The organism is Serratia sp. CY55921 (assembly GCF_052167655.1).
In the GTDB taxonomy this organism is placed as follows: domain Bacteria; phylum Pseudomonadota; class Gammaproteobacteria; order Enterobacterales; family Enterobacteriaceae; genus Serratia; species Serratia ureilytica.
Genome location: NZ_JBJNMU010000001.1, coordinates 2510465 through 2522335, shown reverse-complemented (window position 1 = coordinate 2522335; position 11871 = coordinate 2510465). Strand labels below are relative to the sequence as shown.

At 59.9% G+C, this 11871-nt stretch carries 13 protein-coding genes; 1 reads left to right on the top strand and 12 read right to left on the bottom strand.

Annotated features, from left to right (window positions below):
• Nucleotides 1-4: 4 nt before the first annotated feature.
• The 6 genes from rlmH to leuS all read right to left on the bottom strand — a co-directional run bounded on the left by rlmH (nt 5) and on the right by leuS (nt 5831).
• On the bottom strand, nt 5-475 hold the full coding sequence (gene rlmH / locus ACJ8M3_RS12265) for a 23S rRNA (pseudouridine(1915)-N(3))-methyltransferase RlmH (RefSeq protein ID WP_004940002.1): 471 nt from the start codon (nt 473-475) through the stop codon (nt 5-7).
• Nucleotides 476-478: 3 nt separating this feature from the next.
• Nucleotides 479-796: a ribosome silencing factor gene (gene rsfS, locus ACJ8M3_RS12260; protein ID WP_004940001.1), complete on the bottom strand. Its 318-nt coding sequence runs from the start codon at nt 794-796 to the stop codon at nt 479-481.
• 194 nt (nt 797-990) lie between these two features.
• The gene (gene nadD, locus ACJ8M3_RS12255; RefSeq protein WP_015376938.1) at nt 991-1653 is read right to left on the bottom strand and encodes a nicotinate-nucleotide adenylyltransferase; all 663 of its coding nucleotides are present in this window, start codon (nt 1651-1653) and stop codon (nt 991-993) included.
• Complete coding sequence (holA, locus tag ACJ8M3_RS12250) at nt 1643-2677, bottom strand: DNA polymerase III subunit delta (RefSeq protein ID WP_089196718.1); 1035 nt, start codon at nt 2675-2677, stop codon at nt 1643-1645. The genes nadD and holA overlap by 11 nt, the downstream gene beginning before the upstream one ends.
• Nucleotides 2674-3234 carry an LPS assembly lipoprotein LptE gene (gene lptE, locus ACJ8M3_RS12245; RefSeq protein WP_089196719.1) on the bottom strand — a complete coding sequence of 187 codons (561 nt, stop codon included), beginning with the start codon at nt 3232-3234 and terminating at the stop codon, nt 2674-2676. The genes holA and lptE overlap by 4 nt, the downstream gene beginning before the upstream one ends.
• A gap of 14 nt (nt 3235-3248) precedes the next feature.
• Nucleotides 3249-5831: a leucine--tRNA ligase gene (gene leuS, locus ACJ8M3_RS12240; protein WP_089196720.1), complete on the bottom strand. Its 2583-nt coding sequence runs from the start codon at nt 5829-5831 to the stop codon at nt 3249-3251.
• Nucleotides 5832-6116: 285 nt separating this feature from the next.
• On the opposite strand from leuS, the gene ACJ8M3_RS12235 reads away from it, so the two are divergent.
• On the top strand, nt 6117-6599 hold the full coding sequence (locus ACJ8M3_RS12235) for a zinc ribbon-containing protein (protein WP_025301844.1): 483 nt from the start codon (nt 6117-6119) through the stop codon (nt 6597-6599).
• A gap of 40 nt (nt 6600-6639) precedes the next feature.
• Here the strand turns inward: ACJ8M3_RS12235 and ACJ8M3_RS12230 are convergent, their stop codons facing one another.
• From ACJ8M3_RS12230 to ACJ8M3_RS12205, 6 genes are all read right to left on the bottom strand, one after another.
• Nucleotides 6640-7344 (bottom strand): FMN-dependent NADH-azoreductase, encoded by a 705-nt coding sequence (locus tag ACJ8M3_RS12230; protein ID WP_033651152.1) that lies wholly within the window; start codon nt 7342-7344, stop codon nt 6640-6642.
• Between the two features lie 147 nt (nt 7345-7491).
• On the bottom strand, nt 7492-8424 hold the full coding sequence (gene rihA / locus ACJ8M3_RS12225) for a pyrimidine-specific ribonucleoside hydrolase RihA (protein ID WP_089194384.1): 933 nt from the start codon (nt 8422-8424) through the stop codon (nt 7492-7494).
• A 113-nt stretch (nt 8425-8537) separates the two neighbouring features.
• Nucleotides 8538-9263: an amino acid ABC transporter ATP-binding protein gene (locus ACJ8M3_RS12220; protein WP_004939983.1), complete on the bottom strand. Its 726-nt coding sequence runs from the start codon at nt 9261-9263 to the stop codon at nt 8538-8540.
• Complete coding sequence (gltK, locus tag ACJ8M3_RS12215) at nt 9263-9937, bottom strand: glutamate/aspartate ABC transporter permease GltK (RefSeq protein WP_015376945.1); 675 nt, start codon at nt 9935-9937, stop codon at nt 9263-9265. Before gltK ends, ACJ8M3_RS12220 begins: the two co-directional genes overlap by 1 nt.
• Nucleotides 9937-10677: an amino acid ABC transporter permease gene (locus ACJ8M3_RS12210; protein WP_004939979.1), complete on the bottom strand. Its 741-nt coding sequence runs from the start codon at nt 10675-10677 to the stop codon at nt 9937-9939. The genes gltK and ACJ8M3_RS12210 overlap by 1 nt, the downstream gene beginning before the upstream one ends.
• Nucleotides 10678-10893: 216 nt before the next feature.
• Nucleotides 10894-11790: an amino acid ABC transporter substrate-binding protein gene (locus ACJ8M3_RS12205; protein WP_033642166.1), complete on the bottom strand. Its 897-nt coding sequence runs from the start codon at nt 11788-11790 to the stop codon at nt 10894-10896.
• Nucleotides 11791-11871 lie beyond the last annotated feature (81 nt).

The window sequence follows — 11871 nt, the reverse complement described above, 5'->3', positions numbered from 1 at the left end:
CCGGCTATTCCCGGTGGTAAGGATGATTTGTAGTAATACTCCAGGCGCGGTAGAGGCTTTCGGCCACCAGGACGCGCACCAAAGGATGCGGCAGTGTCAACGGAGAAAGCGACCAACTCTGCTCGGCAGCGGCTTTGCAGGCGGGCGCCAGCCCTTCCGGGCCGCCGATCAGCAAGCTGACGTTGCGGCCATCCTGCTTCCAGCGCTCAAGCTGCTGCGCCAGCTGCGGCGTTTCCCACGGCGTGCCTGGGATATCCAGCGTAACGATGCGGTTGCCTTTGCCCACCGCCGCCAGCATTTGTTCGCCTTCCTTGTCCAGAATGCGTTTGATGTCGGCGTTTTTGCCGCGTTTGCCGGCCGGGATCTCGGTCAGCTCAAACGGCATATCTTTGGGAAAGCGGTGCAGGTAATCCATAAAGCCGGTTTGCACCCAGTCTGGCATTTTGGTGCCGACCGCCACCAATTGCAGTTTCACCGCTTAGCTCCAGAGTTTTTCCAGCTCGTACAGGCGACGGCTTTCTTCCTGCATCACGTGCACGATCACTTCGCCCAGATCGACCACGATCCAGTCGGAGGCTTCCTGGCCTTTCATGCCAAACAGTTCCATGCCCGCGGCGCGGGATTCCTGCACCACGTGGCTGGCGATCGACATCACGTGGCGAGTCGACGTGCCGGTGCAGATGATCATGCAATCGGTGATACTGGATTTGCCCTGTACGTCCAGAGCGACAATGTCTTGGCCTTTGAGGTCATCGATTTTATCGATGACGAAATCTTGGAGCGCTTTACCTTGCAAAGGTTCCCCCTCGGGTGTGTTCTGTTCAGTCGGCTGCGGCGGGCAAAATGCGCGCGCCGCGGCGTAACCGGATAAAGGTTTCGGCAGGCTGCCGCTGAAAGCCAGCTAACTGGTGACTGCCCGGCCAGCTAAGGTTTCCGGGGTTTTCAGCGGATACCTGAAAAATAGCGGCGCAGTATATCACGCACCTTTCGCTAGCGATATAAACCCTGCAACTCGATATAGCGCTGCACCGGGCGCGGCAGCAGATCGTCGCAGTTGAGGCCCTGATGGCGGCGCTGGCGGATCTCGGTGGCGGAAATTTCCAGCTCCGGCGTATCGGCCAGATAGATATGGCCGTGCGGGCGGCGGCTGAGCAGCGCCGGGTCGGCGGTGCGATGACGTTCCAGCCACTGCTGCAGTTCCGGCGTGTCCATGCGATCGTTATAGCCCGGGCGCGCCAACACCAGCAGATGGCAGACGTCCAACAGCGCCTGCCAACGATGCCATTTATGCAGCGTCAGCAGCGAGTCCTGGCCAATAATAAACGCCAGCGGCTGGGCGGCGCCACGCTCTTTACGAATCGTTTCCAGCGTCTCGATGGTGTAGGAGGGGGTGGTGCGATGCAGTTCGCGATCGTCGACCGCGAACAGCGGATTGCCGGCGATCGCCAGCTCGACCATCTTCAAGCGCTGCTGTGCGTTGGCCTCGGGCTGCGGGCGGTGTGGCGGCACGTGGTTAGGCAGCAGCGTGACGCGATTCAGGCCCACTTCGGCGGCCAGCGCCTCCACCGGCCGCAGATGGCCGTAGTGGATCGGATCAAAGGTGCCGCCAAACAGCGCGTGCAATACGGTGGGGTGTTCCGGATTAGTGGGCATCGGTAAAACTCGTGGCCAGGGGTTTGCCGCACAGCAGCATCGACAGGGTTTCCAGTTCCGGCCAGACCGACTGGCCATAGTCCTGCTTGAGGGTCAGCTCTATTTGCGTCAGCAGCTGTACCGCTTGCTGCAGCTGGGCGCTGGACAGGCGTTGCAGCGCCTGGGTCACCAGCGGGCGGCGGTTCTGCCAGACCTTGTGCTGATCGAACAGCGTGCGCAGTGGCGCGGACGCCATGCGGCGCTGCAGCGTCAGCAACAGCAGCAGTTCGCGCTGCAGGGTGCGCAACAGGATCACCGGCTCGACGTCCTCTTGCTGCAGCTGCTGCAAAATATGCCAGGCGCGCTTGCTCTTGCCGGCCAGCAAGGCGTCCAGCCAGTGGAACGGCGTGAAGTGGGCGGCGTCGTTCACCGCCTGCTCGACGCGCGGCAGGGTGAGCTTGCCGTCCGGGTGCAGCAGCGACAGCCGCTCCAACGCCTGCGACAGCGCCAGCAGGTTACCTTCGTAGCAGTAGCACAGCAGCTGATTGGCGGCGTCGTCCAACTCCAGCTTCATCGCCTTGGCGCGCGCGGCGACCCAGCGCGGCAGCTGTGCCTGCTCCGGCGTCTGGCAACTGACGAGGGCGCCGTGCGGGCTGAGCGCCTTGAACCAGGCGCTGTTTTCCTGCGCTTTGGTGAGGCGCGGGCCGCGCAAGATCAGCAGGATGTCGTCGTGCAGCAGGGTGGCGAGCTTGGTCAGCTGTTCACCGATCGGCGCCGTCGGGCCGTTTTCCGGGAAAATCAGCAGCAGCGTCTGGCGGCTGGCGAACAGGCTCATCGCCTGGCAGATGCCGAAGATGGCGTCCCAGTCGGTGTGGGCGTCGAGGGAAATGCTGTAGTGCTCGCTGAACTGCTGCTGTTGCGCGGCCTGCCGGAGCAGATCCTGGCTTTCCTGCAGCAGCAGCGGTTCATTGCCGCTCAATAAATAACAAGCGCGCAGCCCCTCTCGGAGCTGCGCGGCAAGTTGTTCCGGATAAATGCGGATCATTGTGCGGTTTGGCTTGCCGCTCGTTCGCCGACGGCAGCGGCTTTCTGCCGGTTTTCTTCTTCCGCCGCGTGCACGGTCAGCAGTTTGCGCACCAGCTGTTGCGCCGCCTGCTCACGCATTTCCTGGCGAATGATCTCCTGCTCGGAGTCTTTGGCCAGCGCGGTCAGCGGGTTGTCGAAGAACGAACGGAACACTTTCACCGACAGCGGATACAGGTCGTGGCCCGGGAGCAGCACCTGGGCCTGCACGGTCAGCACCAGCTGATACTCGGCGGTTTTACCGTCCTGGAAGATCGAGGCGGTATCCTGGCTTTCCGTCGCGCCGAGGATGCGCAGAGAAGGCACGTCTTTACGCTTCGGATCGCTGACGATGGTCACGTCGTTCAGACGCAATTGCTCACGCACCGCGCGCGTCAACGGACCATAAGGGTCGGCGCTGTCCAGGATCAGCGTTTTCATTTCATTAGGCACCTGCGTGGTGCCACGCAGGTGAAAACCGCAGCCGGCGGTGACCAGCACCGCCAACCCCAGCAACAGCGTCAGAATACGTTGTCGCACAACTCCTCCTTGTGTTAACCCACAACCAGGTTAAGCAGTTTGCCCGGAACATAGATCACTTTGCGAATCGTGACGCCGTCCAGATATTTAGCCACCAGATGCTCTTCGGCAGCGCGCGCGCGCACTTGCTCTTCGGTCGCATCGGCAGATACGGTGATTTTAGCGCGAACCTTGCCGTTCACCTGCACCACCACCAGCTTGGAGTCTTCGACCATCGCCTGCTCGTCGGCAACCGGCCATGGCGCGGTGTCCACGTCGCCTTCGCCGCCCAGCGCCTGCCACAGGGCGAAGCACACGTGCGGGGTGAACGGATACAGCATGCGAACGACGGCCAGCAGCGCTTCCTGCAGCAGCGCGCGATCCTGCTCGCTCTCCTGCGGCGCGCGGGCCAGTTTGTTCATCAGCTCCATCACGGCGGCGATCGCGGTGTTGAAGGTCTGGCGGCGGCCGATATCGTCGGTCACTTTGGCGATGGTTTTATGCAGATCGCGGCGCAGCGCTTTCTGCTCTTCGTTCAGCGACGCCACGTCCAGCGGCTGCACCGCGCCTTTTTCCATGTGATCGTAGGCCAGTTTCCATACGCGTTTCAGGAAGCGGTTAGCCCCTTCCACGCCGGATTCCTGCCACTCCAGCGTCATTTCTGCCGGTGAAGCGAACATCATGAACAGACGCACGGTGTCCGCGCCGTATTTTTCCACCATCTCCTGCGGGTCGATGCCGTTGTTCTTCGACTTCGACATTTTGCTCATGCCAGCATAGACCAGTTCACGGCCTTGCGGATCGGTGGCCTTGATGATGCGGCCTTTGTCGTCGCGCTCGACGGTGGCGTCAACCGGGGATACCCAGACGCGCTCGCCGCTGTTGCCGGTGTAGTAGAAGGCGTCGGCCAGCACCATGCCCTGACACAGCAGGCGCTTGGCCGGCTCATCGGAATCCACCAGGCCCGCATCGCGCATCAGCTTGTGGAAGAAGCGGAAGTACATCAGGTGCATGATGGCGTGCTCGATGCCGCCGATATATTGATCGACCGGCAGCCAGTAGTTGGCGGCGGCCGGATCCAGCATGCCCTGGTCGTACTGCGGGCAGGTATAGCGCGCGTAGTACCAGGAGGACTCCATAAAGGTGTCGAAGGTGTCGGTTTCGCGCAGCGCCGGCTGGCCGTTGACGGTGGTCTTCGCCCACTCAGGGTCGGCCTTGATCGGGCTGGTGATGCCGTCCATGACCACGTCTTCCGGCAGGATCACCGGCAGTTGGTCTTCCGGCGTCGGCATCACGGTGCCGTCTTCCAGGGTCACCATCGGGATTGGCGCGCCCCAGTAACGCTGACGGGAAACGCCCCAGTCGCGCAGACGGTAGTTGACCTTGCGCTGGCCGACGCCTTTGGCGACCAGTTTGTCGGCGATGGCGTTAAAGCCCGCTTCGTTGTCCAGACCGTCAAACTCGCCGGAGTTGAACAGCGCGCCTTTGTCGGTCATCGCTTCGGCGCTCACGTCAGGCTGGCTGCCGTCGAGGTTCAGGATCACCGGTTTGATCGGCAAATCATATTTGGTGGCGAATTCCCAGTCGCGCTGGTCGTGCGCCGGCACCGCCATCACGGCGCCGGTGCCGTATTCCATCAGCACGAAGTTGGCGACCCACACCGGCAGCTTCTCGCCGCTCAGCGGATGGACAACGAACAGGCCGGTCGGCATGCCTTTCTTCTCCATCGTCGCCATTTCGGCTTCGGCCACTTTGGTGTTGCGGCATTCGTCGATGAAGTCGGTCAGCGCCGGGTTGTTGCGCGCGCCCTGTTGCGCCAGCGGGTGACCCGCGGCGACCGCCACGTAGGTGGCGCCCATGAAGGTGTCGGGACGGGTGGTGTAAACCGTCAGCTTCTCTTCGCTGCCAGCCACGTCGAAGGTGATTTCCACGCCTTCGGAGCGGCCAATCCAGTTGCGCTGCATGGTTTTCACCTGCTCCGGCCAGCTTTCCAGCGTGTCCAGATCGTTCAGCAGCTGATCGGCGTAGGCGGTGATTTTGATGAACCACTGCGGGATCTCTTTACGCTCGACCTTGGTGTCGCAGCGCCAGCAGCAGCCGTCGATAACCTGTTCGTTGGCCAGCACGGTCAGATCGTGCGGACACCAGTTCACCGCCGAGGTCTTCTTGTAGACCAGGCCTTTTTCATACAGCTTGGTGAAGAACCACTGTTCCCAGCGGTAGTATTCCGGCTGGCAGGTGGCGATTTCGCGATCCCAGTCGTAGCCGAAGCCCAGCAGTTTCAGCTGGTTCTTCATGTATTCGATGTTGTCGTAGGTCCACGGGGCCGGCGCGGTGTTGTTTTTCACCGCCGCGCCTTCCGCCGGCAGGCCGAACGCATCCCAGCCGATCGGCTGCAGTACGTTTTTGCCCAGCATGCGCTGATAGCGCGAGATCACGTCGCCGATAGTGTAGTTACGAACGTGGCCCATGTGCAGTCGGCCGGACGGGTAAGGCAGCATGGATAGGCAGTAGTACTTTTCCTTGCTGTCGTCTTCGGTAACTTTGAAAGTCTGCTTCTCTTGCCAGTGAAGCTGTACGTTCGATTCTATGTCTTCTGGACGGTATTGCTCTTGCATGGCGGCCGGTGGTCCTGTAGGTGTAAACCGTTGCCCCGGTCAGAGGCAACGCAATGAACATTTAGTATTCGTAGATCCGCATAGCATAGCTGATAAGACCTCCCGGCAACAACTCCAAGCGCCTGACTCGGCGCATTTAAAAAAAACGCCGCCATGACGCGGCTCACAACCTGCGGATCCCGCGTCTTGCCAAGTGACATCAGTCATTTACGGCTAAAATAAGAACAAGTAGCTTAAGGGTATCCCCATGGCCAAGTCCGGCGCAGCGTTTATCGAGGAGAGTCTATGAACAAGGTTGCTCAGTATTACCGCGAATTGGTGGCATCGCTGACCGAACGTCTGAAAAACGGCGAACGCGATATCGACGAACTTGTGGCCAGCGCGGAGCGGCGGTTGAACGAGGCCGAAGATCTGACGCGCGACGAGGTGCGGCAGGTGACGCAGGCGGTGAGGCGCGATCTGGAAGAGTTCGCCCGCAGCTATCAGGAAAGCCGGGACGAGTTTACCGACAGCGTGTTTATGCGGGTGATTAAGGAGAGCCTGTGGCAGGAACTGGCGGATATCACCGATAAAACCCAGTTGGAGTGGCGCGAGGTGTTCAAGGATGTCAGCCACCACGGCGTGTATCACAGCGGTGAAGTGGTGGGGCTGGGCAATCTGGTCTGCGAGCAGTGTCACTACCACCTGGCGTTTTACACGCCGGAAGTGCTGCCGCTCTGCCCGAAATGCGGTCACGACCAGTTCCAGCGTCGGCCATTTGAACCCTGATGACGTCCCCCGCCACGGCAGGGAACGCTGACGTTTACCGTTAACGGAACAGTTTCTTCAGCAGGTTGCTCAGGAAACCGCCGCTGACGGCTTCTTGGGCGACGTTTGCCGGCGCCGGTGCGCTGGCCGGGACGGCGACGCCGGCCGGGATTTTCTGCGCGACCGCGATGCGGCTGTCCTGTGCGGCTTTCTCCGCCGCTTCCGGGCCGTAGGCGAAGCCTTCCGCCAGCACGAATTCAACGTCGGTGATGCCGATAAAGCCCAGGAACAGCTTCACGTACGGGGTGATCAGATCCGTCGGCGTGTCGGCGTGGATGCCGCCGCGGCTGGAGATGACGATCGCTTTTTTGCCCGTCACCAGCCCTTCGGCGCCGGCGGAGGTGTAGCGGAACGTCTGACCGGCGCGGGCGATCAGATCGAAGTAGATCTTCAGCTGCGTCGGGATGTTGAAGTTGTACATCGGGGCGCTGATGATCAGCGTGTCGTGCGACTTCAGCTCGGCAATCAGCTCATCGGACAGCGCCAGGGTGCTTTGCTGATGCGGCGTCAGCGGGTTGTCGCCTGCGGTAAAGCCGGCCATCACTTCGCCATCCAGCTCCGGCAGCGTTGGGTTAGCCAAGTCGCGCACGGTGAAGGTGTCTTCCGGGTGAGCTTCTCGCCATTGTTCAACAAAAAAATCGACTAATTTTCCAGACTGGGAATATTCACCCAGAATACTTGATTTCAGGACCAGTACGCGGCTCATTGGCTTATCTCCAGGCGAAGTGTAATCGGTAACGATGTCAATCGGTGTAAACGCATGGTAGAGGCAAGCCATCAACAGTGATAGCGCAAAAATTCGCTGAGTTAAATCAAAAAAGTTGAATGAGGGCGCGAGCGCGCCCCGAGAGGATTAATAACGCGCGACGCGCTCGGCCAGCAGATCGATAAAGCCTGCGCGATCGATGCCGGTCAGCACTTCCACGTTGGCCGCGTTGCCGGTTTGCTGGAAATAGTCCACCACCGTCATGCCGACGGTGTACTCCCCTTTGGTTTCCACACCGACCCAGCGTTCAACGCCGGTAAACAGCTGCGGCGCCAGCAGCCAGGCGATGGTGCAGGGATCGTGCATCGCAGCGCCGGGCAGGCCGCGCGGATGGCTGAGGTACAGCGGCAGGTAAAAATCGAGCATCTCCGCCACCGCCTGCGCGACCGGATTGTCTATCTGGCGAATGCGCTCGATATCCTGCGGCAGCACCAGCGCTTGATGGGTGACGTTCAGCCCGGCCATGGTCAGCGGCACGCCGGATTTCAACACCATCTCGGCGGCTTCGGGATCGACGAAGATATTGAATTCCGCCACCGGCGTGGTATTGCCGGCATTCATGCCGCCGCCCATAAATACGATGCGCTCGATACGGCTTTTCAGCTCGGCATGCTGGGCCAACAGCAGGGCGATGTTGGTCATCGGGCCGGTCACCACCAGGGTGATTGGCTGCGGGCTGGCGCGCAGCAGGTCGGCGATCAGCTCGACGGCGCCGCGGGGATCGGGTTTGATTGTCGGCGTCGGCAGGTGGGTGTTGCCCATGCCGGTTTTGCCGTGGACATAGTCGGCGATCACCAGCTCGCGCATCAGCGGGCGAGCGGCGCCGGCGGCGACAGGGATGTCCTCGCGCTGCATCAGGGTCAACAGACCCAGCGCGTTGTGCAGGGTTTTTTCCGGCGTCTGGTTGCCGGCGGAGGTGGTGATGGCTTTGATGTCCAGCTCCGGCGAGCGCAGCGCCATAGCCAGCGCGATGGCGTCGTCGAGGCCGGGATCGCAATCTATGATAATAGGGCGGGGCATGTTCTTTCTCCTCTGTTTGTTATCCGGCGAGCATCGGATCAAAAACGAGGAGATACAAGCGCTTTTCGTGCCGGGAGAAAAGATGCGCCCCTGGCGGGGCGCATAGCGAGAACTTAGTGCAGGATCTTGGCGAGGAAGTCCTTGGCGCGATCGGACTCGGGGTTGTTGAAGAAATCGTCTTTGTTGCGGTCTTCGACGATTTTGCCTTCGTCCATAAAGATCACGCGGTTCGCCACCTTGCGGGCGAAGCCCATTTCGTGGGTCACCACCATCATGGTCATGCCTTCGTTCGCCAGCTCGACCATCACGTCCAGCACTTCGTTGATCATTTCCGGATCGAGCGCCGAGGTCGGTTCGTCGAACAGCATGGCGATCGGATCCATGCACAGCGCGCGGGCGATGGCGACGCGCTGTTGCTGGCCGCCGGAGAGCTGACCGGGGAACTTGTTGGCATGGGCGGACAGGCCGACGCGTTCCAGCAGCTTCAGGCCCTTCTCGCGTGAGGCGGTCTTGTCGCGCTTGAGCACTTTTACCTGCGCCAGCGTCAGGTTGTCGATAATGGACAGGTGCGGGAACAGTTCAAAGTGTTGGAACACCATGCCGACCTTGGCGCGCAGCTGCGCCAGGTTGGTTTTCTTGTCGTTGACGGGCGTGCCGTTCACCAGGATGCTTCCCTGCTGGATCGGCTCCAGGCCGTTGACGGTTTTGATCAGGGTGGACTTGCCGGAGCCTGAAGGACCGCAGACGACGACCACTTCGCCTTTTTTCACTTCGGTGGTGCAATCGGTCAACACTTGAAAGTGACCGTACCACTTGGAAACATTTTTCAGGGATATCATCAAACAGTCCTTTTCTTCAAATAGCTTACCAGCGCCGAGGCGGCGAGGCTGATAACAAAATAGACAAAGCCGGCGAACAGGATCATTTCAACCTGGGTGCCGTCGCGTTCGCCGATGGTCGATGCGGTGCGGAAGAAGTCGGCCAGGCTCAGTACGTAAACCAGCGAGGTATCCTGGAACAGGACGATGCCCTGGGTCAGCAGCAGTGGCACCATGGCGCGGAACGCCTGCGGCAGGATCACCAGCCGCATGGATTGCCAATGCGTCATGCCCAGCGCCAACGCGGCGGAGGATTGGCCGCGCGAGATGCTGATGATACCGGCGCGGATGATTTCCGAGTAATAGGCCGCTTCAAACAGGGAAAAGGCTACCATAGCCGAGATCAGGCGAATATCGGTTTTCGGCGACAGGCCTAGAACCTGTTGTAATAAGCTTGGAACCACCAGATAGAACCACAGCAGCACCATCACCAGCGGCACCGAGCGGAACAGGTTGACATACAGGGTGGCGAACCAGCTGATGGGCTTGAACGGCGACAGACGCATCACCGCCAGCACAGTGCCCCACAGAATGCCGACCACGATGGCGGTCACGGTGATCTTCAGCGTGATCGCCATGCCCTGCAGCAGATAAGGGAAGCTTGGGACGATCGACGCCCAGTCAAATTCGTACATTATTTACTCCCCAGGTTGCCAGGCAACTGCACTTTCTTTTCGACCAGACGCATAAACAGCATGATCACGGCGTTGATGCCGATATAAGCCAGCGTAATGGCGGTAAAGGATTCATAGGCGTGTGCGGAGTAATCCAACAGCTTGCCGGCCTGTGCGGCCATGTCCACCAGGCCGATGGTGGAGGCGATGGCGGAGTTTTTGACCAGGTTGAGCATCTCCGAGGTCATCGGCGGCACGATAACCCGGTAGGCGTTCGGCAACAGCACGTAGCGGTAGGTTTGCGGCAGCGTCAGGCCCATCGCCAACCCGGCGGCTTTCTGGCCGCGCGGCAGGGATTGAATGGCGGCGCGCACTTGCTCGCAAACGCGGGCGGCGGTAAATAGCCCCAGACAGAGCATGGAAGAGACGAAGAACTGCACGTTGGGATCCAGCTCGGTCTTGAACCAGGTGCCGATATTGGCCGGCAGCAGCTCGGGGATCACCAGATACCAGGTAAAGAATTGCACGATCAGCGGCACGTTGCGGAACAGTTCGACGTAACAGGTGCCGAGAGTGGAAAGAAAGCGGTTGGGCACGGTACGCAAGATACCGAACAGCGAACCGACGAAGAAAGCGATAATCCATGCACAGACGGAGAGGGCCACCGTGACCTGAAAGCCGGACCAGATCCAGCCGAGGTAAGTGGTGTTCCCAAACGGGGCCTGCTGCAGGAAGATACCCCAGTTCCAATCTATTGACATAACAAACTCCGATAAACGGGCGCAGGGCGCCGAAAAGTGATGACTTGATAGGCGCCGATCGCCGCGCGGCCAGTCGGGCTGGCTTGTTGTGTGCGGAGATCGGTGACGCGCCTTGGGGAAAATGAGGGAGGGGAACGGCCCCCCTCATTCCTGTCTGTCCCAGTCATCAACTGGGCCGGTTTGGCTTGGCGGCCGCCCCGGCTTTATTCTATTGAGTCAGTTCAACGCTTTGTCGTTAGGCGCTTTGAACAGTTGCTTCATGTCGTCCGACAGCTCGAAGTTCATGTTGAGGTTTTTCGGTGGGATAGGCTGCTTGAACCATTTATCAAACCACTTGGCCGCTTCACCGGAGGTTTGCGCCTGGGCGATAGTGTCATCGACCAGTTTCTTGAACTCAGGATCGTCTTTACGCAGCATGCAACCGTAGGCTTCTTTCGACTGCGGCGTGCCGATGATTTCCCATTGATCCGGCTTCTTGGCTTTGGCGCGCTCGCCCGCCAGCAGGGCGTCATCCATCATGAAGGCCACCGCGCGGCCGCTTTCCAGGGTGCGGAAGGAGTCGCCGTGGTCTTTGGCGCTGATGATGCGCATGTTCATTTTGTCGCTGTCGTTCAGTTTGTTCAGCAACACTTCGGACGTGGTGCCGGAGGTGACCACCACCGGTTTGCCGGCCAGGTCTTTAAAGTCTTTGATGTCGGAGCCTTTCTTCACCAGCAGGCGGGTGCCGACCACAAAGATGGTGTCGGAGAAGGCGGCCTGTTTCTGGCGCTCTACGTTATTGGTGGTAGAGCCGCATTCGAAGTCATAGGTGCCGTTTTGCAGCAGCGGGATGCGGTTCTGCGAGGTAATCGGCAGCATTTTCACCTGCAGATTCGGTGCATTCAGCTTTTTCTTAACGGCTTCAACGATTTGGTTGGAGTAGTCCTGAGAGTAGCCCACAACTTTTTGCTGGTTGTCGTAGTAGGAAAAGGGCACAGACGATTCGCGGTGGCCGACAACGATAACGCCGTTGTCTTTGATTTTCTTCAGCGTACCGGTCAGGTCTTCCGCGTGCGCCACGCTACCTGCCATACCGAGCAGCAGTAACGATAACGCCAATTTACGCATTTGCATGGTCCAACTCCTTTGCTGTTGTGGTGGCTCTGACTAAAGAGCGTCAGGTTTAAATCGACTATTTATTGCTCAGGTTATAAA

What these genes read in the sequence shown, in the direction of transcription:
- rihA (WP_089194384.1), bottom strand. Translation starts at nt 8,424, where the DNA reads ATGCCCCGCCCTATTATCATAGATTGCGATCCCGGCCTCGACGACGCC.
- ACJ8M3_RS12235 (WP_025301844.1), top strand. Translation starts at nt 6,117, where the DNA reads ATGAACAAGGTTGCTCAGTATTACCGCGAATTGGTGGCATCGCTGACC.
- ACJ8M3_RS12230 (WP_033651152.1), bottom strand. Translation starts at nt 7,344, where the DNA reads ATGAGCCGCGTACTGGTCCTGAAATCAAGTATTCTGGGTGAATATTCC.
- gltK (WP_015376945.1), bottom strand. Translation starts at nt 9,937, where the DNA reads ATGTACGAATTTGACTGGGCGTCGATCGTCCCAAGCTTCCCTTATCTG.
- nadD (WP_015376938.1), bottom strand. Translation starts at nt 1,653, where the DNA reads ATGCCCACTAATCCGGAACACCCCACCGTATTGCACGCGCTGTTTGGC.
- ACJ8M3_RS12205 (WP_033642166.1), bottom strand. Translation starts at nt 11,790, where the DNA reads ATGCAAATGCGTAAATTGGCGTTATCGTTACTGCTGCTCGGTATGGCA.
- ACJ8M3_RS12220 (WP_004939983.1), bottom strand. Translation starts at nt 9,263, where the DNA reads ATGATATCCCTGAAAAATGTTTCCAAGTGGTACGGTCACTTTCAAGTG.
- ACJ8M3_RS12210 (WP_004939979.1), bottom strand. Translation starts at nt 10,677, where the DNA reads ATGTCAATAGATTGGAACTGGGGTATCTTCCTGCAGCAGGCCCCGTTT.
- holA (WP_089196718.1), bottom strand. Translation starts at nt 2,677, where the DNA reads ATGATCCGCATTTATCCGGAACAACTTGCCGCGCAGCTCCGAGAGGGG.
- leuS (WP_089196720.1), bottom strand. Translation starts at nt 5,831, where the DNA reads ATGCAAGAGCAATACCGTCCAGAAGACATAGAATCGAACGTACAGCTT.